This is a genomic window from Kitasatospora sp. NPDC008050 (assembly GCF_042957465.1).
Classification (GTDB): Bacteria; Actinomycetota; Actinomycetes; order Streptomycetales; family Streptomycetaceae; genus Kitasatospora.
On the sequence record NZ_JBIBIJ010000005.1, the window covers coordinates 130,547 to 150,203 of the forward strand.

The window sequence follows — 19,657 nt, forward strand, 5'->3', positions numbered from 1 at the left end:
TATAGTTTTGGTTTTCTGGGAGAATCCTGAGAATCGAATTAACGAGCGCCGAGTCCGTACCCGCACCACGGTCGCCAGACCGCGTCCGTCCCGCACCAGGACAGGGTGAACGACGGCACCGCAAAGGCCGCGTGGAACTCCCGCGCCTCGACGAGGGCCGCGTCGAGCGCCTCCTCGGGCAGACCGTGCGCCACCGTCACATGCGGATGGTAGGGGAAGGCCAGCTCCCGGGCGAGTGGTCCGGAGCGGATCGCAGCCTCCAGCTCGCGGCACTCCTGGGCCCCTTCCTCGACCCGGACGAAGACCACCGGGGAGACGGGGCGAAAGCTGCCGCTGCCGTGCAGCAGCATCCGGAACGGCTGGTGCGCGGCGGCAACGGCTGCCAGATGGGCCCGCACCTCGGGCAGCCGCTCGGTGCGGATCTCGGTCGGCGGCAGCAGCGTGACATGCGTGGGTATCGCGCGGGCCAGCGGGTCGCCGAGGGCGGCCCGGGTGTCCTGGATCGCCGAGCCGAACGGCTCCGGCACCGTGACGGCCACTCCGATGGTCAGCGACGCGCCGGTGGTGGCGGCCTCGGGGAGGGCGCCACCACCGGCGGACACGGAGTCGGGCATCAGCGCTGGGCGGCCGACGGGCTGGTCGGTGCCGCGCCGGCCGGCGTCAGGAAGCCGATCCGGTCGAAGACCGTGGCCAGCGTCACCGAGGCCACCTCGCGGGCCTTCTCGGCGCCCAGCGCGAGCACCCGGTCCAGCTCGGCCGGGTCGTCCAGGTAGATCTGGGTGCGCTGCTGGAAGGGCCCCACCCACTCGGCGAACAGCTCGGCCAGCTCGGTCTTGAGCGCGCCGTACATCCTGCCCTCGAAGTGGGCGACCAGCTTCTCGATGCTCTGCCCGCTCAGCGCGGAGTGGATCCGCAGCAGGTTGGAGACGCCGGCCTTCCTCTCCTCGTCGTAGGAGACCACCGTGTCGGTGTCGGTCACCGCGCTCTTGAACTTCTTCGCGCTGAGCTTCGGGTCGTCCAGCAGGCTGATCAGGCCCTTGGGCGAGGCGGCCGACTTGCTCATCTTGGCCGTCGGATCCTGCAGGTCCAGGATCTTCGCCGTCTCCTTGGGGATGTACGGCTTGGGCAGCGTGAAGGTGGGCTGGTAGCGGCTGTTGAAGCGCTCGGCCAGGTCCCGGGTCAGCTCCAGGTGCTGGCGCTGGTCCTCACCGACCGGCACCGCGTCGGCCTGGTAGAGCAGGATGTCGGCGACCTGCAGGATCGGGTAGGTGAACAGGCCCACCGTGGTGCTGTCACTGCCCTGCTTGGCCGACTTGTCCTTGAACTGGGTCATCCGGGCCGCCTCACCGAACCCGGTCAGGCAGTTCATCACCCAGGCGAGCTGGGCGTGCTCCGGCACGTGCGACTGGATGAAGAGCGTGCAGCGCTCCGGGTCCAGGCCCGCGCCCAGCAGCTGGGCGACCGAGACCCGGGTGTTCTCGCGCAGCTGCGCCGGGTCCTGCGGCACCGTGATCGCGTGCAGGTCGACCACCATGTAGAAGGCGTCGTTCTCCTCCTGGAGATCCACCCACTGGCGCACCGCGCCCAGGTAGTTCCCGAGGTGGAACGAGCCCGAGGTGGGCTGGATACCGGAGAGCACCCGGGGGCGATCCTGCGCCGATTCGTTGACCGCTGCGTTGACCATGCCGCCATTCTTCCAGTTCCGTGAAGCGGTCAGGACCCGGCTTCGCCCGGTGACTCGCCCGGGCGCTCGCCGCCCGGCTGGGCCGCCGCGGCGCTCACCCTGATCCGGTCGATCCGCCGTCCGTCCAGCGCCGCCACGGTGAGCCGCACCCCCTGCTCGGTGCCCTCCTTGGCCACCAGCACCTGGTCCCCGACCTCGGGCAGTTCGCCCAGCTCGGCCACCACGTAGCCGGCCACCGTCTCGTAGGGGCCCTCGGGCAGCAGCACGCCGGTCTCCTCGGCGAAGTCCGGCAGGTTGAGCAGGCCGTTGACCTCGACCCCGCCGCCCACCAGCCGGCGGGTCGCGGTGGTCTCCTGGGCGTCGTACTCGTCGCGGATCTCGCCGATCACCTCCTCAACCAGGTCCTCCAGGGTGACGATGCCCGCCGTGCCGCCGTACTCGTCGACCACCATCGCCAGGTGGTGGCCCTCCCGGCGCATCTCGCTCATCGCCTCCAGCACCTTCTTGGTGGCCGGCAGCAGCTTGACCGGACGGGCGATCTCGCGCACCAGGACCGCCTGCTCACCGTGCGCCCGGTACAGGTCGCGCACGTGCACGAAGCCGACCACCGCGTCGTAGGAACCCTCCACCACCGGGTAGCGCGAGTGCGGCGAGGTGCTGGTCTCCTCACGCACCTCGGCGAGCGGCTGGTCGGCGTCCAGGAAGGTGACCTCGGTGCGCGGCACCAGCACCTCGCGCAGCTGGCGCTCCCCGGCCGCGAACACGTCGGCGATCAACGCCCGTTCATCGCTGCCCAGTTCGGTGTTGGCGGCGACCAGGCCGCGCAGTTCCTCGGAGCTCATGCTGCCGCGCCCGGCCTTCGGGTCGCCGCCCAGCAGGCGGACCATCAGGTTGGTGGAGCGGCCCAGCAGCCAGATCACCGGGCGCAGCGCCACCGACATCACGTCGACCACCGGCGCGGCCATCAGCGCGAGCGACTCGGCCCGCTGCAGCCCGATCCGCTTGGGGGTCAACTCGCCCAGCACCAGCGAGATGTAGGAGATCAGCAGGGTCAGGCCGACCAGCGCCAGCGCGTCCGCCACCCCGCTGGACAGGCCCAGGCGCACGAAGGCCGGGGAGAGCTTGCCGGCCAGCGTGTCCGCGCCGAAGGCGGCCGACAGGAAGCCCATGCAGGTCACCCCGACCTGCACGGCCGCCAGGAACCGGTTGGGGTCGGCGGCCAGGTGCGCGGCCCGGTCGGCCCGCTTGGTCCCGCGCTCGGCCAGCGCGCGGATCTGGCCCTCGCGCAGCGAGATCAGTGAGATCTCGGCGATGTTGAACAGCCCACCGAGGACGATGAAGAGCAGGACGAGGGCGGCGTCCTGGAGGGTTTCGTTCACGGTCGGTCAGTGTAAACGGCCCAGGCCGACCGCTTCTGAACGAAGCGATCGGCCTGGGTTCGTGCTTACCGGCTCGCTCAGATGAGGCCGAGCTCGGTGACGGCGTCGCGCTCCTCGGCCAGCTCGCGGACCGAGGCGTCGACCCGGGCGCGGTCGAAGGCGGAGAGCTCCAGGCCCTGGACGATCTCGAACTTACCGTCCTTGGTGGTGACCGGGAAGGAGGAGATCAGGCCGGCCGGCACGTCGTAGGAGCCGTCCGAGACGATGCCCATCGAGGTCCAGTCGCCCGCCGGGGTGCCGTTGACCCAGGTGTACACGTGGTCGATGGCGGCGTTGGCGGCCGAGGCGGCCGAGGAGGCGCCGCGGACCTCGATGATCTCGGCGCCGCGCTTGGCGACCTTCGGGATGAAGAACTCCTCGACCCACTTCTGGTCGCCGCCGACAGCGTCGAAGGCGGCCTTGCCGGAGATCTCGGCGTGGAACAGGTCCGGGTACTGGGTGGCCGAGTGGTTGCCCCAGATGGTGACCTTCTTGACGTCCTCGACCGTGACGCCGGCCTTCTTGGCGAGCTGGGCGGCGGCGCGGTTGTGGTCCAGGCGGGTCATCGCGGTGAACCGCTCGGCCGGCACGTCGGGGGCGTTGCGCTGGGCGATCAGGGCGTTGGTGTTGGCCGGGTTGCCGACCACCAGGACCTTGATGTCGTCCGCGGCGTGGGCGTTGATGGCCTTGCCCTGCGGGCCGAAGATGCCGCCGTTGGCCTGCAGCAGGTCGCCGCGCTCCATGCCGGCGGTGCGCGGGCGGGCGCCGACCAGCAGGGCCACGTTGGCGCCGTCGAAGGCCACGTCGGCCTGGTCGGTGATGGTGATGTCGCGCAGCAGCGGGAAGGCGCAGTCGTCGAGCTCCATCGCGACGCCCTCGGCGGCCTTGAGGCCCTGCGGGATCTCGAGCAGGCGCAGGTTCACCGGAACGTCCGCGCCGAGCAGGTGGCCCGAGGCGATGCGGAAGAGCAGCGCGTAACCGATCTGGCCGGCAGCTCCGGTGACGGTGACGTTGACGGGGGTGCGAGTCATGTTTCCTTCTCCAGCGATCGCCAGCATGCCCCAGGCACGTCGGCGCGCTGGAGCCGAGGATGTTTTCTCTCGACATCGAGAGAACCGGCGTCAGGTTATCGCAAGGGTGGCCTCCCGGCGCGCGCCCGGGCGTGGCTGGTGCGTCACAACAAGGCGAAACCCGCCCCGGCACGGTGCGGGGCGGGCTTCGATACGGCGTGGGCCTTCGGTACGTCGCGTGGCCGCGTCAGTGCCGCTGGCCGATGTAGGTGCCGATGTCCTCCACCTGCGGCAGCCGCAGCCAGGGGTCCGGCTGGGCCACCAGCGCGAGCACCACGATCACCGTGGCGAAGCAGAGCAGCACCAGCACGTCGGTGAACCGGCTGCGCACGGCCAGCATGCCCACCTCCGGCAGCAGCAGCCGCAGCAGCGCCCCGAGCACCATGGCACCGCCGATGACCAGCAGGCCGTAGCGGAAGTCGGCCCGCGAAGTGATCGCCAGCCCGATCCCGACCACGGCCAGCACCAGGGTTATCGGCCACTGCCGCACGGGCAGCGAGTGGTCGCGGCCCAGCGCCGCCTTGGAGCCCTCCGGCGGCAGCGTCCCCGTGGTCCTGGCCGGCCGTCGACGCGTGGACCGGCCCGTTCGTAGCGCGCTCATTTCCGGTATCCCCAGGGGTGGCGACTAGTGGGCGGCCTGACGCTCGGCCGCCTCGACGATGTTGTTGAGCAGCATGGCCCGGGTCATCGGACCGACTCCACCCGGGTTCGGCGAGAGCCAGCCGGCGACCTCGGCGACCGCCGGGTGCACGTCGCCGACCAGTCCATCCTCGGTGCGGCTGACGCCGACGTCCAGCACGGTCGCGCCCGGGCGCACGTCCTCGGCCTTGACCAGGTGGGGGACGCCCGCGGCGGCGACGATGATGTCGGCCCGGCGCAGGTGCGCGGAGAGGTCGCGGGTGCCGGTGTGGCAGAGCGTCACGGTCGCGTTCTCGCTCTTGCGGGTGAGCAGCAGGCCGATCGAGCGGCCCACCGTGACACCGCGGCCGACCACGACCACGTCCGCGCCGTTGATCGCCACGTCGTGACGGCGCAGCAGTTCCACGATGCCGTACGGGGTGCAGGGCAGCGGGCCCTCGATGCCGAGCGCGAGGCGGCCCAGCGAGGTGGGGTGCAGGCCGTCGGCGTCCTTGTCCGGGTCCATCAGCTCCAGCACCGGGTTGGCGTCCAGGCCCTTGGGCAGCGGGAGCTGGACGATGTAGCCGGTGCAGGCCGGGTCCTCGTTGAGCTCGCGGACCTTGGCCTCCACCTCGGCCTGGGTGGCGTCGGCGGGCAGCTCGACCTGGATCGAGGCGATGCCGACCTGGGCGCAGTCGCGGTGCTTGCCGCGCACGTAGCTGTGGCTGCCCGGGTCGTCGCCGACCAGGACGGTGCCGAGACCGGGGGTGATGCCCCGCTCCTTGAGGGCCGCCACACGGACGGCGAGTTCGGACTTGATCGCGGCCGCGGTGGCCTTGCCATCGAGAATCTGGGCAGTCATACCCCTATCCTCCCGGATCGGCGGCACTGCTCGGGCACCCGGCGGGCCGCAGGGTTGCGACGGGCGTCCGAGGCGGTGGCTCGTGACGGCGGCCCTTAACGGAACGTGTGGATCCGATTGCGGTTGCGCCACAGTTGTGGCCACAGCGCCGAATCGCACTGGACAGCCCTCCCGGCCGACGGCGAGCATAGGCGTCGAGCACCAGTCAGAAGGCCCTGGATCCGCCTCGCGCGGGCCCCGGGCGATCGGGGGAAGAACGTCGTGACCACGCCTCAGCACCGGCGGCGACAACGCCGCGCCCGCGCACCGGAGCACCGGCCGCGGCCCGTCTCCCGGTGATCACACCGGTCCGGGCCGCCCGGCCCGCCCCAGGACCACTGCCCGCCCGGCTGGCCCGCACCGCGCTGCGCTGCGCGCTGGCGGCCGGCGCGGCCCTGGTGGTGGCGGTGCTGCACGACGCCCACGACCCGGGCGTGCTCTGCCCGCTGCGCCGCCTGACCGGCATACCGTGTCCCGCCTGCGGGAGCACCACCGTCTTCATCGAGGCCGGCCACGGCCACTGGCTCGCCGCCCTGACGGCCAATCCGGTGACCGTGCTGGCGGTGCTCGGCCTGCTCACCGCACCGCTCGGCGCCGGCGCCCGGTGGTGGTCCCTGACGCCGCGTCGGCGCACCGGGGTGATCGCCACCGCGCTGGCCGTCGCCTGGATCTGGCAGCTGCAGCGTCTGGGTGTCGCACCGTCATAGCCCTCCACTAGTCTCACCCGCTGTCCCATCCGTCCCCGCCGTTCATCGAGCACGTCCCCGTCCGGAGGCCTTCCGTGTCCTACCCGCCCGATCCCAACAACCCCTACGGCCAGCCCCAGCAGGCTCCGTACGGTGCTCCTCCGCAGCAGCCGAACCCGTACGGCCAGCCGCCCGCCTACGGCTACCCGCAGCAGGGCGCTCCCCAGGGCTACGGCTTCCCGCAGCAGCAGGCCCCCTACGGCTACGCCCCCGCGGCGCCGCCGGTGCTGGCGAGCTGGGGCTCCCGGGTCGGTGCGTACTTCATCGACTTCCTGGTGGTCGGCCTGCCCGCGCTGATCTGCTACTTCATCGGCGCCGCCATGGTGGTGAGCACCGTGGTGAAGAGCACCACCAACTGCCCGGTGGACGACAACGGCTTCCCGAACTGCCCCGCGCCCTCCAGCGGCATGAGCGGCGGCGGCCTGGCGATCATGCTGATCGGCTTCCTGCTCACCCTGATCCTGGGCATCTGGCAGCTGGTCCGCGAGGGCCAGGGCCAGACCATCGGCAAGAAGGCCGTGGGCATCAAGCTGGTCCGCGAGATCGACGGCCGGCCGCTGGGCTTCGGCATGGCGTTCGTGCGCAAGCTCGCCCACTTCCTGGACGGCTTCCTGTGCGGCCTCGGCTACCTCTGGCCGCTCTGGGACGACAAGGGCCAGTGCTTCGCCGACAAGGTGACCAACAGCCTGGTGATCCGCGCCTGAGCGCCACCCGCGCAACCGAACGGCCCGGCCTCCTGACGGAGCGCCGGGCCGTTCGGGTTGCTCACCGTCAGTGGAAGAAGTGCCGCGTCCCGGTGAAGTACATCGTGGCCCCGGCCGCCCGGGCCGCCGCGACGACCTCCTCGTCGCGCACCGAGCCGCCCGGCTGGACGACCGCCTTGACGCCCGCGTCGAGCAGGATCTGCAGGCCGTCCGCGAACGGGAAGAACGCGTCCGAGGCGGCGAACGAGCCGCTCGCCCGCTCGCCCGCCCGCTCGACGGCCAGCTTGGCGGAGTCGACCCGGTTGACCTGGCCCATGCCGACGCCGACCGAGGCGCCGTCCTTGGCGAGCAGGATCGCGTTGGACTTCACCGCGCGGCAGGCCTTCCAGGCGAAGGCGAGATCGGCCAGCTCGGCCTCGGAGAGCGCCTCCCCCGCGGCCAGCGTCCAGCTGGACGGGTCGTCGCCCGCAGCGTCGATCCGGTCGACTTCCTGGAACAGCAGCCCGCCGCTGATCCGCCGGGCCTCGCGGCGCTCGCACGGGGCGTCGGGGGCGCGCAGCACCCGGATGTTCTTCTTGCGGGCGAGCACCTCGACGGCGCCCTCCTCGTAGCCCGGGGCGACGACGACCTCGGTGAAGATCGGTGCGATCTGCTCGGCCAGCTCGACGGTGACCGGGCGGTTGACCGCGATCACGCCGCCGTACGCGGAGAGCGGGTCGCAGGCGTGCGCCTTGCGGTGCGCCTCGGCGACGTCCGCGCCCACCGCGATGCCGCACGGGTTGGCGTGCTTGATGATCGCGACGGCCGGGCCCTGGTGGTCGTAGGCGGCGCGGCGGGCGGCGTCGGTGTCGACGTAGTTGTTGTACGACATCTCCTTGCCGTGCAGCTGCTCGGCGCCCGCCAGGCCGCCCGTGCCGTCGACGTAGAGGGCCGCGCTCTGGTGCGGGTTCTCGCCGTACCGCAGCACGTTCGAGCGCTCCCAGGTGGCGCCGAGGAAGGCCGGGAAGGCCTCCTGCGACTGCGTGTAGCCCGAGGCCTCGAACCACTGCGCGACCGCGACGTCGTACGCGGCGGTGTGCGCGAAGGCCGCGCCGGCCAGCCGCTTGCGGGTCAGCAGGTCGAAGCCGCCCGACTGGACGGCCGCGAGCACGTCGCCGTAGCGCGCCGGGTCGACCACGACGGCGACCGAGGGGTGGTTCTTGGCGGCCGCGCGGACCATGCTCGGCCCGCCGATGTCGATCTGCTCGACGCACTCGTCCGGGGTGGCGCCGGAGGCGACGGTGGCGGCGAACGGGTAGAGGTTGACCACCACCAGGTCGAAGGGCTCGATGCCCAGCTCGGTCAGCTGCGCGCGGTGCGACTCCAGGCGCAGGTCGGCGAGCACACCGGCGTGCACCCGGGGGTGCAACGTCTTCACGCGCCCGTCCAGGCACTCCGGGAACCCGGTGAGCTCCGAGACCTCGGTGACCGGGACGCCGGCGGCGGCGATCCGGGCGGCCGTCGAGCCGGTGGAGACCAGCTCGACCCCGGCGGCGTGCAGCCCCTGGGCCAGCTCCTCCAGGCCGGTCTTGTCGTACACGCTGACCAGAGCGCGGCGGATCGGACGAATGTTCTCGGAGACGGGCGGCGCGGCGTGGGGGGCGGAACTCATGCCGGAATCCAAACCTTTCGGTCTTCGATGCGGTGGCCTTCGCGGGCGAGACGGCCCACGACCTCGACGAGCAGCTGGCGCTCGACAGTCTTGATGCGCTCGTGCAGCGCTTCGCCGCCATCGGCGTGGTCGGCGTCGGTGATCGACACGACGCCCTGCGCGATGATCGGTCCGGTGTCCACGCCGGCGTCGACCAGGTGGACGGTGCAGCCGGTGACCTTCACGCCGTAGGCGAGCGCGTCGGTGACACCGTGCGCGCCGGGGAAGGCGGGCAGCAGAGCGGGGTGGGTGTTGACGATCCGTCCGGCGAAGGCGCTGATGAAGCGGTCGCCGAGGATCTTCATGAAACCGGCCGTGACCACCAGATCGGGCTGGTGGCCGGCGACCGAGTCGGTCAGCGCGGCATCCCAGTCGGCCCGGTCCGCGAAGTCCTTCACCCGGTGCACGAAGGTCGCGAGGCCGGCCTTCTCCGCGCGCTCCAGACCGGCGATACCCGACCGGTCCGCGCCGACGGCGACGATCTCGGCACCGTAGGCGGGGTCGGCGACCGCGTCGATCAGCGCCTGGAGGTTGGTGCCGGAACCGGACACCAGGACCACCAGGCGGGCGGGACGGTCGGGCGGGGCGGGGAAGGCGAGCGGGTGAGCGGCGGCCACTGCGCGGGTCTCCGTACGTCGGGTGCCGGCCCGCTGGTACATCCACCGGACGGTGGGGCCACTACGGACAGGCGGCAGGTCGGCTGGCGGTGGGTGTGCCGGGTACGCCCGCTGCGTTGCGGGGCCCGGGAACCTGGGAGAGCTGCTGACCGTCACCACGATAACGGCTGGTTGAACGGGTGCCGTACCTGGGATTCTGCTTGACGCGCGTAGATGAGAGCGGGATCTCCCGGCCACCCGGCGCGCGCCGTTCGGGGACCGCACGACACTGCGGTTTCGCATCGAACGGCAGGCCGCCCCCTGCTCCCCGGCGGCCTGCGGGATCATGGGTCGCGACGCCCGACGACGATGAGGACCCCGACCGACATGAGCAGCGGCAAGAACAGCGACGAGCGCAACCCCTTCGCGCCGCCGCCGCAGGACGCTCCGGACCAGCCGTGGCGTCCGCGCCTTCCGCGGGGTCGCTCGGGCGGGACCTCCGAGGACGCCCCCGAGGACGGCGCGCAGTCCCCCGGCGAGGGCCGCCCGGGCCGCCCGCCGGTCCCGCCGCCGCACCCGTGGAGCCCGAACTGGCAGGGCGGCGGCGGCCCCGGCTGGCCGGACCGACCACAGGCCCCGCAGCAGCCCAGATTCGACCCCAACGACCCACGCCACCGCCGCTCGCGCTACGCGCTGATGAGCGGGATGGCCTCGCTCTTCTGCGGCCTGGACGCCTTCATGTCGCTCGCGCTGCTGTTCGGCGCGCTCGCGCTCTACTGGGGTGTCAGCGCGCTGCGGACCGGCGGCCAGGAGAGCGCCTCGGCGGCCGCGAACGGCACCGCGCCCGGCGCCGCACCGACCGCCGTGCGCGGCGGCGACGGCGCGCCGGAGCCGACCGCCGTCGACCCGCGCACCGTGCCGCCGGTCGGCTGGCCGTACGCCCAGCGCAGCCGCCCGCAGGTGCCGGCCGCGCTCGGCGGGCTGATCACCGGCGGGGTGGCGATCGCCCTGGTGCTCGGCAGCTTCGGGGTGCAGCTGGCCTACCGCCCCTACTACACCTGCGTGAACGACGCGCTGACCTCGGTGGCCGAGCAGAGCTGCTCGAACCTGGCCCCGCAGTGGGTGGTCACGATGAACGACCCGCAGAACTGACACCGCCTCACCCCGGCCCCTGGCTCCGGCCACGGCCAGGCCGCAGGCGCAGCGCCGTCCACCGCGCGGCGAGCGCGGACCGGGACCGCGACGCCGCCCAGGACCGGCCGTCCAGGTCCTCGGCGTCCAGGTCGGCACTGTCCAGCTCCTCGCCGTCCAACTGAGCGCTGTCCAGCTGAGCGCCGTCCAGGCCTGGGCCGGTCACGTCCGCACGGGCCGCCGCCGGCTCGCCCAGTGCCAGGCCCACCGGCACCAGAGCGGCCGGACCCCGGCCGACCGGGCCCGGCCCGCCCAGCGCCGGCCCACCCAGCACAGGCCCGGGCAGCACCGGTCCACCCAGCACCGATGCGCCCAGCGCCGCCACCTCGTCCCACACCGCCGCGGCCGGCGCCGCCCGGCGCAGCAGCCACCAGCGGACGACGAGCGCGCCCGGCACCGCCAGCACCGCGAACCATCCGGCCGCCACCGTCCCGCAGGCGAACGAGGGCCCCAGCCGCGCCATCCGGCCACCGCCCACCGCTCCCCCGGCCAGCCAGCCGGCCAGCGCCACCAGCGCGCCCGCCGCCACCGCCGTCGCCAGCCCGGCCAGCGCGGTGGCAACCGGCCCCCAGGGCCGCCCCGGCTCCGCCCGGTCCGCCGGATCCTCCCCGGGCTCCGCCTGGTAGGCCGACGCCGCGCCGGCCCGCCGCCCACCGCCCCAGGCGGCCGCCCGCCCCAGCAGGCCGGCCGCGGCCGTCCCCGCCAGCACCGGGACCAGCAGCACCAGCAGCTGCCACCCCGAGGCCGTCCCGGGCGCCAGGGCCAGCAGCGGGAAGTCGGGCAGCGCGCCGTGCTGCACCCGCCCGGGCGCCACCACGGTGTCGGTCCCCAGCAGGAAGCCCGGGCCCAGCGCGTAGGCACCGGCCCAGAGCACGGCGTTCGGCACCAGCAGCAGGCAGGTCAGCAGCACCCCCAGCGCGGCCGGCACGCTGCCGCCGGCCAGCGCACGCACCGCGGGGTCGGTGGTGTCCGTGCGCAGCAGCGCCGCCACGCCGAAGAGCAGCGCACCGCCCGCCAGCAGGATCAGCAGCCCGGCCGTCACCGCCGCCCGCACGGCGCCCGGGCAGCCGGCCGGCAGCCGCCGCCGGGCCGCCGCCAGTCGGCCGGGGCCCGCCGGGGCCGGTGCGACGAAGCCGCCCGCGCTGCGCACTCCCCAGAGCGCGGCGGCGTAGCCGAGCAGCGCCACCGCCAGCAGGTCGGGCAGCGGCTCGGCGCGCAGGCCGCCACCGCCGGCCGTGCAGGCGATCGCCACCGGCAGCGCGACCAGCAGGTACCCGGCGCAGAGCAGCGCCGGGACGGGGCCGGTGCGCGGCTGGGCCGCCACGGCCGCGCGGGCGGCGGCGCAGCGCAGCAGGACCGCGTTCAGCAGGGTGAGCAGCAGCGGGGTGAGCGAGAGCGGCGCCGCCCCGCCCCTGGTCAGCGGTCCGCCGTGGCCGAGCAGCCACAGGACGCCGACCAGCCGGGCGGCGTCGGCGGCACTGTCGTGCCCGGTGGCGGTGAGGACCCACAGGACCAGCACGGGCACGCCGGTGACGGCGAGTCCGAGCAGCGCCGCGGTGGCCCCCGCCAGGAGCGGACCCGATCCCGGCGAGCCGACACCGCGCGGGATCCGACGGCCCATCAGGTGCTGCGTCATGAGCCTCATGGTGCAGCCGTCACTCGTCCTGCCCCGTGCAAGCGGCGCCCGCTCGCCGTGTCCCGGATTATCTGATTGTGCGTCAGACCCTTGAATCAGACGAATCCGTAGCCGTCCACCCCGACGAACCGGCCCCGGTCCCCGACCGCTCCGGCTATGCAGAGTTGTACGAACGGTCGTACGACGAACTCCTCCAGCAGACGTACCTGCTCACCGCCGGCCACCACCGGCTCGCCGGGCAGGCCGTCCGGCGGGCCTTCGAGGCCGCCTGGACGAGCTGGGCCGAGGCGGCCACCGACCCCGACCCCGTGCGCTGGCTGCGCACCCGCGCCTTCAGCACCGCGCTCGCCCCCTGGCACCCGGGCGGCCCGCCCCGCCACCGTCGGCTGCGAGCGCCGTGGCGGCCGGCCCGCACCGCGGCGGAGACGACGGCAGCGGACCCTGCGGCGGCAGCCGACCGGGCGCTGCTCGGCGCGCTGCACCGGCTGAGCCGGGCGCGCCGCCATGTGCTGGTGCTGCACGACGCGCTGGGCCTGGCCCCGGGCGAGATCGCCCTGGAGGTCGAGGCGAGCAGCACCGCCGTCGAGCACCGGCTGCGCGCCGCCCACCTGGAGCTGGCCCGCGCGCTGCCCGAGCGGGTGGGCGCCGACCCGCTGGCGCCCGGCTTCGGCGAGCGGCTCGGCGGGCTGCTCTACGAGACGGCGGTGCGGCACTGCCCGCCGCCCGAGGCGGCCGGGCAGCCGGTGCCCCGCGCGCTGCCCGCCCGGGCCCGGCTGCGCGCCGCGGCCCTGCCCGCGGCCTCCGGCCTGCTGGTCCTGGTGACCGCGGCGGCCATCGCCGGCACCCTGGACGGCCACGGCCCCTCGGCCTACTTCGACCGGCCGCCCACGCCCGCGCCGCTCTGCACCAGCAGCCTGAACGGCAGCGCGGGCCCCGCCACCCCGGCCCACTTCCCGGGCATGCGCAGTCTGTGGTGCGCCGAGGACGGGCCGCACGCGCAAATGCCGCTCCCCGGACCGGTGATCCGGTCCGGGGAGCGGCAACAGGCAGCGTCGGCCGACTAGCCGATCAGCTCACGCGCCAGGCGAGCGGTCTCGGACGGCGTCTTGCCGACCTTGACACCGGCGGCCTCCAGGGCCTCCTTCTTCGCCTGAGCGGTGCCCGAGGAGCCCGAGACGATGGCGCCGGCGTGGCCCATGGTCTTGCCCTCGGGGGCGGTGAAGCCCGCGACGTAGCCGACGACCGGCTTGGTCACGTTCTCCTTGATGAAGGCCGCGGCGCGCTCCTCGGCGTCGCCACCGATCTCACCGATCATCACGATGATCTCGGTCTCCGGGTCGGCCTCGAACGCGCGCAGCGCGTCGATGTGGGTGGTGCCGATGACCGGGTCGCCACCGATGCCGACGGCCGAGGAGAAGCCGATGTCCCGCAGCTCGTACATGAGCTGGTAGGTCAGCGTGCCCGACTTGGAGACCAGACCGATCTTGCCGGCCTTGGTGATGTCGGCCGGGATGATGCCCGCGTTGGACTTCCCGGGGGAGATCAGGCCGGGGCAGTTCGGGCCGATGATCTGGGTCTTGCTGCCCTTCTCGCCGGCGTAGGCCCAGAACGAGGCGCTGTCGTGCACCGGGACGCCCTCGGTGATGACGACCGCGAGCGGGATCTCGGCGTCGATCGCCTCGACGACGGCGCTCTTGGTGAACGCCGGCGGGACGAAGATGACGCTGACATCGGCGCCGGTGGCCTTCATGGCCTCGGCGACGGTGCCGAAGACGGGCACCTCGGTGCCGTCGACGTCAACCGTGGTGCCGGCCTTGCGCGGGTTCACGCCGCCGACGATCTTGGTGCCCGAGGCCAGCATGCGGCGGGTGTGCTTCATGCCCTCGGAGCCGGTCATACCCTGAACGATGACCTTGCTGTCCTCGGTAAGGAAGATAGCCATGGTGAGAGTCCCCTTCCTTACTTCGCGTTGGCCAGCTCGGCGGCGCGGTCAGCGGCGCCGTCCATGGTGTCCACCTGCTCGACCAGCGGGTGGTTGGCATCGGTGAGGATCTTGCGACCCAGCTCGGCGTTGTTGCCGTCGAGACGCACGACCAGCGGCTTGGTGACCGCCTCGCCCTTGCTCTTCAGCAGGGCCAGCGCCTGCACGATGCCGTTGGCGACCGCGTCGCACGCGGTGATGCCGCCGAAGACGTTGACGAAGACCGACTTGACGTCGGCGTCGCCCAGGATGATCTCCAGGCCGTTCGCCATCACCTCGGCGGAGGCGCCGCCACCGATGTCGAGGAAGTTGGCGGGCTTGACGCCACCGTGGTTCTCACCGGCGTAGGCGACGACGTCCAGGGTGCTCATGACGAGACCCGCGCCGTTGCCGATGATGCCGACCTCACCGTCGAGCTTGACGTAGTTGAGGTTCTTGGCCTTGGCGGCGGCCTCCAGCGGGTTGGCCGCGGCGTGGTCGACCAGCGCCTCGTGCTCCGGCTGGCGGAAGTCGGCGTTCTCGTCCAGCGAGACCTTGCCGTCGAGCGCGACGATCCTGCCCTCGCCGGTCTTGACCAGCGGGTTGACCTCGACCAGCAGGGCGTCTTCCTTGATGAAGACGACCCAGAGCTTCTGCAGGACCTCGATGACCTGGTCGGCGATCTCGGCCGGGAACTTCGCGGCGGCGACGATCTCGGCGGCCTTCTCGGCGGTGCAGCCCTCGTTCGCGTCGACGGCGACCTTGGCCAGCGCCTCGGGGTTCTCCTCCGCGACGACCTCGATCTCCACGCCGCCCTCCTTGCTGGCCATGGCCAGGAAGGTGCGGTTGGCGCGGTCCAGCAGGAAGGAGACGTAGTACTCCTCCTTGATGTCCGCGGTCTGGGCCAGCATCACCTTGTGAACGGTGTGACCCTTGATGTCCATACCGAGGATCGCCTCGGCCTTGGCGACGGCGTCGGCGGGGTCGGCGGCGAGCTTGACGCCACCGGCCTTGCCACGGCCACCGACCTTCACCTGAGCCTTGACGACGGCGCGTCCACCGAAGCGCTCGGCGATCGCGCGAGCGTCCTCAGCGTTCTCGATGACATCACCGTCAAGCACGGGTACGCCGTGCTTGGCGAAGAGGTCCCTCGCCTGGTACTCGAACAGGTCCACGTGTGTTCGTCCTTGTTCGTGGTCGCGGATTGTGTCTCTACGAGCGTGCCACGGCAGGATCTTCGCTGCGGGTCGTCGGGGCCGTGCGGGTACGCAGAGTTGCGGCCTTGCGGCCCACGCGGTCTCGGGCGCACACGTCAATCAACACGCGCGTCACGTCCGTCTGGCAGGGTATCCCCGCCGGGACGGCGCCATTCGCCCGGGAGCGGCTGCGCCGAGGTGAGAACCGTCACAACGGGTGCGCATCCGGATGCCGTGCGCCCGCCGTTCACCTCGCTGCCCGGCGGGTTTCCACGGTTGCCGGGTCAGCCGCCCGGCACCGGCAGCGGTCGCCGCTCCAGGGCCGCGGCCATGATGTCCGGGAAGGCGTCCGGGGTGCAGGCGAAGGCCGGGACGCCGAGCGCGGCCAGCGCGGCGGCGTGCGCGTGGTCGTAGGCGGGGGCGCCCTCGTCGCTGAGTGCGAGCAGCGCGACGAACTGGACCCCGGCGGCCTTCATCGCGGCCACCCGGCGCAGCATCTGGTCCCGGATGCCGCCCTCGTGGAGATCACTGATCAGGACGACCACGGTGTCAGCCGGACGGGTGATCCTCGACTGGCAGTAGGCCAGCGCACGGTTGATGTCGGTGCCACCGCCGAGCTGAGTGGCGAACAGGACGTCCACCGGATCGCTCAGTTGTTCGGTCAGGTCGACCACCGAGGTGTCGAACACCACCAGCCGGGTCTCCAGGGTGCGCATCGAGGAGAGCACCGCGCCGAAGACCGCGCTGTGCACCACGGAGGCGGCCATCGAGCCCGACTGGTCGACGCAGAGGATCACCTCCTTCCGCACCGCGCGCTGTGCGCGGGCGTAGCCGACCAGGCGCTCGGGGATCACCGTGCGCTGCTCGGGGAGGTAGTGCCGCAGATTCGCCCGGATGGTGCGGTCCCAGTCGATGTCGCGGTGGCGCGGGCGGTTGACCCGGGCGCTTCGGTCCAGCGCGCCGCCCAGGGTGGTGCGGGTCCGGTCGGCCAGTCGGTGCTCCAGCTCGGCGACCACCCGGGAGACCACCAGGCGAGCGGTCTCCCGGGTGGTCTCGGGCAGCGCCTGCTTGAGCGAGAGCAGCGTGCCCACCAGGTGCACGTCCGGCTCCACGGCGGCCAGCATCTCCGGTTCGAGCAGCAGCCGGGTCAGGCCCAGGCGGGAGATCGCGTCCTGCTGCATCAGCTGGACCACCGGGGTCGGGAAGTAGCGGCGGATGTCGCCCAGCCAGCGGGCCACCTGCGGGGCGCTGGCGCCCAGCCCCGCCGGGCGCCCCTGCCCCCGGGCGGTCGAAGCCTGCTCCGGCGCACCGCGGTAGAGGGCGGCCAGCACCCGGTCGATCGACGCGTCGCGGCCGGTCGGAGTCCCTGCGTGCTCCGGGCTCCAGGCCTCGCCGCCGAGTACCAGACGCCAGCGGCGCAGGCGCTCCCGCTCGGCGGCCTCGTCGGGGCTCTGCTCGGCGGCCTCGTCCGGGGTCTGCTCCGCAGGCTGCTCAGGGGCCTGCGCGGCGGCGGACCCGCCGGCCTGCTCACCGGTCGTCATGCGGCGCTCCTGCGGTCGGACTGACGGGGAATCCACGCACGGGCGCCGGCCGGCGGCGGCTCGGGCGCGGGCCTGCGGCCGAGCAGGCGCAGCACGGTGGGCAGCGCCGCGTCGGCGCGGGCCTCGTCCAGCGGCGCGTCACCCGCGCCGGTCGGACCCGCGCCCGCGGGGCCGCTCGCGTCCGCGGCCGGTCGGCCGGCGGCGACCCGGGAGGCGACGCCGCGCAGCACCCCCGCCTCCAGCGTGGCGAAGGTGCGGCGCAGCAGCGGCAGCAGGTCGACGAAGGTGTCGGCGGGGACCTCGGTCAGCCAGCCGTCCAGCAGCGCGAGCAGCTGCGGATCGTGCAGCAGCAGGGCGCCGCCGCCGGACAGGAAGCCCTCGATCCAGCCGGCCGCGTCGGCGGGCGCGCTCGCGGTGGAGAGCGCCAGGCGCAGCCGGCGGGCGGCCTCGGCGGCCTCCAGCCGGCCGTCGTCCAGCAGCAGCCGCACGGCCCGGCCACGCAGCAGACCCGGGACGGCACTGCCCGCACCACGGCCCCCCGCGCCGAGGCTCCCCAGGCCGGCCCCGCGGGCCTCCGGTCCGCGCCGGGCCAGCGCGCCGAGCGCGGCTGCCCAGCGCTCGGCAAGCGTGCCGGGGGCGGTGCCCGCCGGCACCTGAGCAGCGGGTCCTGACGGCCCGGCCGCCTGCGCCGGGCCGGACACCGAGGGGGCTGCCGAGGGCCCGTCGGCGCGTCGGCCCAGCAGCCCGATCGCGCCGTGCACGGCGTCCAGCCGGGCCCGCATCGCGGCGGCTCCCTCGGCGTCCAGCCCGGCACAGGCGGGCGGCAGGCCGACGCAGATCCGATCGGCCAGGCCGCGCGCCACCCCCTCCAGCGCGCCGCCGTCGGTGCCGCGCACATCGCCGTACCGCAGCGCCCGGACCAGCGCGGGCAGCGCTTCGGCGAGCTCGGCGGCGTCGGTCCGCAGCGCGGCCCGGTCGGCCAGCGCGCGCATCACCGCGGGCAGCGCGGCCGGCAGTTGGGCCACCAGACACTGCTCGGCGAGCCGGGTGAGCCCGGGCAGGTCCGCGGTCTGCCCGGCCGCGGCCACCACCTTGGCGGTGGCCGCCTGCGCCACGGTGGTGCCCCACTGGGCGGCTTCGACCACCCGAACCGCGAACTCCGGTTCGTAGCAAAGCCGCCAGCTCTCCCGGAAGGTTCCGGTGGAGTTGACGGCGGAGCGGATCTCGGTCCCCCAGTCGATGCCGAGCAACCGCAGCCGGTGCAGCAGCCGCGAGCGGCCGGTGTCCAGCTCCTTGCGCAGGTCCAGGGTGAGTTCGCGGGCGGCGGCGGCCGGCTTGAGCCGCAGAGTGCGCTGCAGTCGGGTCAGATCGCGCTGCAGCGGCACGGTGGGCGTGGCCGCCGGCACCCGGCCGAGCGCCTCGCCGACCACCAGCCGCTCGCGGACCAGCGCGAGCGCGACGTCCGAGCCCTCGCACAGCACCGCGCGCACCGCGTCCAGTGCCTCGGTCAGTCCGGGGGCCGGGCGGCCGCGCACGGCGGCCAGCGTCTCGGCGAGCCGGACCGCCTCGATGACGTGCGCCGAGGAGACCGGGTGGTCCTGGGCCCGCAGCAGTTCGGCGGCCCGGGTCAGCCAGCGGGCCATGCCGGTGCCCGCCGCGGGCCCGGGGTTGTCGAACAGGTGCTGGTACCAGCCGGGCGACTCGATCCCGGCCCCGTAGCCGGTGCGCTGGGCGAGCCGGCGGTGGGTCCACGGGACCCAGGTGATCTCGGTCCTCAGCTTCTTCGGCAGGCCCGCCAGCAGCGCCCGGTCGGCGCTCGCCGCCGGCAGCGCGGCGAGCGCCGGTACGTGCCAGGCTCCGCAGACCACGGCGATCCGGCGGTGCCCCGCCCGCCGGGCGGCGCGGATCTGCTGGCGCATGTACGCCTCGCGCAGATCGTCACGCCGCCCGGCGAGGCGGGCGGTGGGGCCGGCGGTGGGGCGGGCAGTGGGGCGGGCCGAGGGCCCCTCGGGCCGCACCCCGGGCGAGCCCGGGGTGCCGACCTCGGGGTCACGCAGCTGGGCCATCGCCGCCGCCACGGCCGCGAACGGCGCCAGCGGGTCGTCGCCCGGGTGGCGGTGCTCCACCACGTCCTCCCACCAGGCCTCCGGGTCCCCGTTCCCGGCGGCCGCGGCGAGCACCGCGATGGGGTCGACCGCCGGCCCCTCGCCGCTCTCCGGTGTCCCCTGCCCGCGCTCCGCCGTCCCCTCGGCGTGCTGCAGGGCGAAGGTGCTGCCGGCCGGCAGGTCGATGAACCGGACCGGCACCCCGGCCGCCAGCGCGTGCCGGATCGCGACCCACTCGGGCGAGAAGGCGGCGAAGGGCCAGAAGGCCGCGCGGGCCGGGTCCTCGACCGCGTGCGCCAGCAGCGCCACCGGCGGGACCATCTCCGGCTCGGCCGCCAGGGCGATGATCGGGTCCGCCTCCGGCGGTCCTTCGATCAGCACCGCGTCCGGCTCGATTTCACGCAGGGCCGCACCCACCGCGCGGGCCGAACCCGGTCCGTGGTGGCGCACACCCAGCAGAGTCCGCTCACCAGTCATGTCGCTCCCCCTTGTTCCGTTCCTGGTGTCCGTGCGGGTCTTGCATCGTTCAAGTCGTTCAGGTCGTACCTGTCGCTCGGGTAGTACTTGTCCGTTCGGGTCGTGCGGTTCGGTCAGTGCGTCC

17 protein-coding genes are annotated in these 19,657 nt (G+C 73.7%); 4 read left to right on the plus strand and 13 right to left on the minus strand.

From position 1 onward, the window contains the following. Window positions 1–38: 38 nt before the first annotated feature. The 6 genes from ACFZB9_RS11970 to ACFZB9_RS11995 all read right to left on the minus strand — a co-directional run bounded on the left by ACFZB9_RS11970 (window position 39) and on the right by ACFZB9_RS11995 (window position 5,652). Complete coding sequence (locus tag ACFZB9_RS11970) at window positions 39–614, minus strand: 2'-5' RNA ligase family protein (RefSeq protein WP_391446135.1); 576 nt, start codon at window positions 612–614, stop codon at window positions 39–41. Further along, a complete protein-coding gene (gene trpS / locus ACFZB9_RS11975) occupies window positions 614–1,684 on the minus strand; it encodes a tryptophan--tRNA ligase (protein WP_391446137.1) in 1,071 nt (356 codons plus the stop codon). Before trpS ends, ACFZB9_RS11970 begins: the two co-directional genes overlap by 1 nt. Window positions 1,685–1,713: 29 nt before the next feature. Beyond that, window positions 1,714–3,063 (minus strand): hemolysin family protein, encoded by a 1,350-nt coding sequence (locus ACFZB9_RS11980; protein ID WP_391446139.1) that lies wholly within the window; start codon window positions 3,061–3,063, stop codon window positions 1,714–1,716. Window positions 3,064–3,140: 77 nt separating this feature from the next. Continuing rightward, the gene (locus tag ACFZB9_RS11985) at window positions 3,141–4,133 is read right to left on the minus strand and encodes a malate dehydrogenase (protein ID WP_391446141.1); all 993 of its coding nucleotides are present in this window, start codon (window positions 4,131–4,133) and stop codon (window positions 3,141–3,143) included. 226 nt (window positions 4,134–4,359) lie between these two features. Beyond that, on the minus strand, window positions 4,360–4,773 hold the full coding sequence (locus ACFZB9_RS11990) for a DUF3017 domain-containing protein (RefSeq protein ID WP_391446143.1): 414 nt from the start codon (window positions 4,771–4,773) through the stop codon (window positions 4,360–4,362). A gap of 24 nt (window positions 4,774–4,797) precedes the next feature. Continuing rightward, window positions 4,798–5,652 carry a bifunctional methylenetetrahydrofolate dehydrogenase/methenyltetrahydrofolate cyclohydrolase gene (locus ACFZB9_RS11995; RefSeq protein WP_391446145.1) on the minus strand — a complete coding sequence of 285 codons (855 nt, stop codon included), beginning with the start codon at window positions 5,650–5,652 and terminating at the stop codon, window positions 4,798–4,800. 335 nt (window positions 5,653–5,987) lie between these two features. Here ACFZB9_RS11995 and ACFZB9_RS12000 point away from each other — a divergent pair, with 335 nt between their 5' ends. Beyond that, complete coding sequence (locus ACFZB9_RS12000; protein WP_391446146.1) at window positions 5,988–6,398, plus strand: DUF2752 domain-containing protein; 411 nt, start codon at window positions 5,988–5,990, stop codon at window positions 6,396–6,398. Between the two features lie 74 nt (window positions 6,399–6,472). Further along, window positions 6,473–7,141 (plus strand): RDD family protein, encoded by a 669-nt coding sequence (locus ACFZB9_RS12005; RefSeq protein WP_391446148.1) that lies wholly within the window; start codon window positions 6,473–6,475, stop codon window positions 7,139–7,141. Window positions 7,142–7,208: 67 nt separating this feature from the next. On the opposite strand, the gene purH is transcribed toward ACFZB9_RS12005, so the two are convergent. Both purH and purN read right to left on the minus strand, forming a co-directional pair. Beyond that, window positions 7,209–8,792, minus strand: a complete 1,584-nt coding sequence (gene purH / locus ACFZB9_RS12010) for a bifunctional phosphoribosylaminoimidazolecarboxamide formyltransferase/IMP cyclohydrolase (protein WP_391446150.1) — start codon at window positions 8,790–8,792, stop codon at window positions 7,209–7,211. Further along, window positions 8,789–9,490, minus strand: coding sequence for a phosphoribosylglycinamide formyltransferase (gene purN, locus ACFZB9_RS12015; RefSeq protein WP_391446152.1), 702 nt, complete (start codon window positions 9,488–9,490; stop codon window positions 8,789–8,791). The genes purH and purN overlap by 4 nt, the downstream gene beginning before the upstream one ends. 324 nt (window positions 9,491–9,814) lie before the next feature. Between purN and ACFZB9_RS12020 the strand changes: the two genes are divergently transcribed. Then, window positions 9,815–10,579, plus strand: a complete 765-nt coding sequence (locus ACFZB9_RS12020; protein WP_391446154.1) for a hypothetical protein — start codon at window positions 9,815–9,817, stop codon at window positions 10,577–10,579. A 7-nt stretch (window positions 10,580–10,586) separates the two neighbouring features. Here the strand turns inward: ACFZB9_RS12020 and ACFZB9_RS12025 are convergent, their stop codons facing one another. Continuing rightward, window positions 10,587–12,254 carry a DUF6350 family protein gene (locus ACFZB9_RS12025; RefSeq protein WP_391446156.1) on the minus strand — a complete coding sequence of 556 codons (1,668 nt, stop codon included), beginning with the start codon at window positions 12,252–12,254 and terminating at the stop codon, window positions 10,587–10,589. Window positions 12,255–12,331: 77 nt separating this feature from the next. Between ACFZB9_RS12025 and ACFZB9_RS12030 the strand changes: the two genes are divergently transcribed. Further along, window positions 12,332–13,318, plus strand: a complete 987-nt coding sequence (locus tag ACFZB9_RS12030; RefSeq protein ID WP_391446158.1) for an RNA polymerase sigma factor — start codon at window positions 12,332–12,334, stop codon at window positions 13,316–13,318. Here ACFZB9_RS12030 and sucD read toward each other — a convergent pair. The 4 genes from sucD to ACFZB9_RS12050 all read right to left on the minus strand — a co-directional run bounded on the left by sucD (window position 13,315) and on the right by ACFZB9_RS12050 (window position 19,533). After that, the gene (gene sucD, locus ACFZB9_RS12035; protein ID WP_391446160.1) at window positions 13,315–14,196 is read right to left on the minus strand and encodes a succinate--CoA ligase subunit alpha; all 882 of its coding nucleotides are present in this window, start codon (window positions 14,194–14,196) and stop codon (window positions 13,315–13,317) included. The two genes, ACFZB9_RS12030 and sucD, sit on opposite strands and share 4 nt — an antisense overlap. A 17-nt stretch (window positions 14,197–14,213) precedes the next feature. Beyond that, entirely contained in the window at window positions 14,214–15,389 is a 1,176-nt protein-coding gene (gene sucC, locus ACFZB9_RS12040) for an ADP-forming succinate--CoA ligase subunit beta (RefSeq protein WP_391446161.1), read from the minus strand. A gap of 305 nt (window positions 15,390–15,694) precedes the next feature. Further along, entirely contained in the window at window positions 15,695–16,951 is a 1,257-nt protein-coding gene (locus ACFZB9_RS12045) for a VWA domain-containing protein (protein ID WP_391446163.1), read from the minus strand. Further along, the gene (locus tag ACFZB9_RS12050; RefSeq protein ID WP_391446165.1) at window positions 16,948–19,533 is read right to left on the minus strand and encodes a DUF5682 family protein; all 2,586 of its coding nucleotides are present in this window, start codon (window positions 19,531–19,533) and stop codon (window positions 16,948–16,950) included. Before ACFZB9_RS12050 ends, ACFZB9_RS12045 begins: the two co-directional genes overlap by 4 nt. Window positions 19,534–19,657 lie beyond the last annotated feature (124 nt).

What these genes read in the sequence shown, in the direction of transcription:
- ACFZB9_RS11970 (WP_391446135.1), bottom strand. Translation starts at nt 614, where the DNA reads ATGCCCGACTCCGTGTCCGCCGGTGGTGGCGCCCTCCCCGAGGCCGCC.
- trpS (WP_391446137.1), bottom strand. Translation starts at nt 1,684, where the DNA reads ATGGTCAACGCAGCGGTCAACGAATCGGCGCAGGATCGCCCCCGGGTG.
- ACFZB9_RS11985 (WP_391446141.1), bottom strand. Translation starts at nt 4,133, where the DNA reads ATGACTCGCACCCCCGTCAACGTCACCGTCACCGGAGCTGCCGGCCAG.
- ACFZB9_RS11990 (WP_391446143.1), bottom strand. Translation starts at nt 4,773, where the DNA reads ATGAGCGCGCTACGAACGGGCCGGTCCACGCGTCGACGGCCGGCCAGG.
- ACFZB9_RS11995 (WP_391446145.1), bottom strand. Translation starts at nt 5,652, where the DNA reads ATGACTGCCCAGATTCTCGATGGCAAGGCCACCGCGGCCGCGATCAAG.
- purH (WP_391446150.1), bottom strand. Translation starts at nt 8,792, where the DNA reads ATGAGTTCCGCCCCCCACGCCGCGCCGCCCGTCTCCGAGAACATTCGT.
- purN (WP_391446152.1), bottom strand. Translation starts at nt 9,490, where the DNA reads ATGTACCAGCGGGCCGGCACCCGACGTACGGAGACCCGCGCAGTGGCC.
- ACFZB9_RS12020 (WP_391446154.1), top strand. Translation starts at nt 9,815, where the DNA reads ATGAGCAGCGGCAAGAACAGCGACGAGCGCAACCCCTTCGCGCCGCCG.
- ACFZB9_RS12025 (WP_391446156.1), bottom strand. Translation starts at nt 12,254, where the DNA reads ATGACGCAGCACCTGATGGGCCGTCGGATCCCGCGCGGTGTCGGCTCG.
- sucD (WP_391446160.1), bottom strand. Translation starts at nt 14,196, where the DNA reads ATGGCTATCTTCCTTACCGAGGACAGCAAGGTCATCGTTCAGGGTATG.
- ACFZB9_RS12045 (WP_391446163.1), bottom strand. Translation starts at nt 16,951, where the DNA reads ATGACGACCGGTGAGCAGGCCGGCGGGTCCGCCGCCGCGCAGGCCCCT.
- ACFZB9_RS12050 (WP_391446165.1), bottom strand. Translation starts at nt 19,533, where the DNA reads ATGACTGGTGAGCGGACTCTGCTGGGTGTGCGCCACCACGGACCGGGT.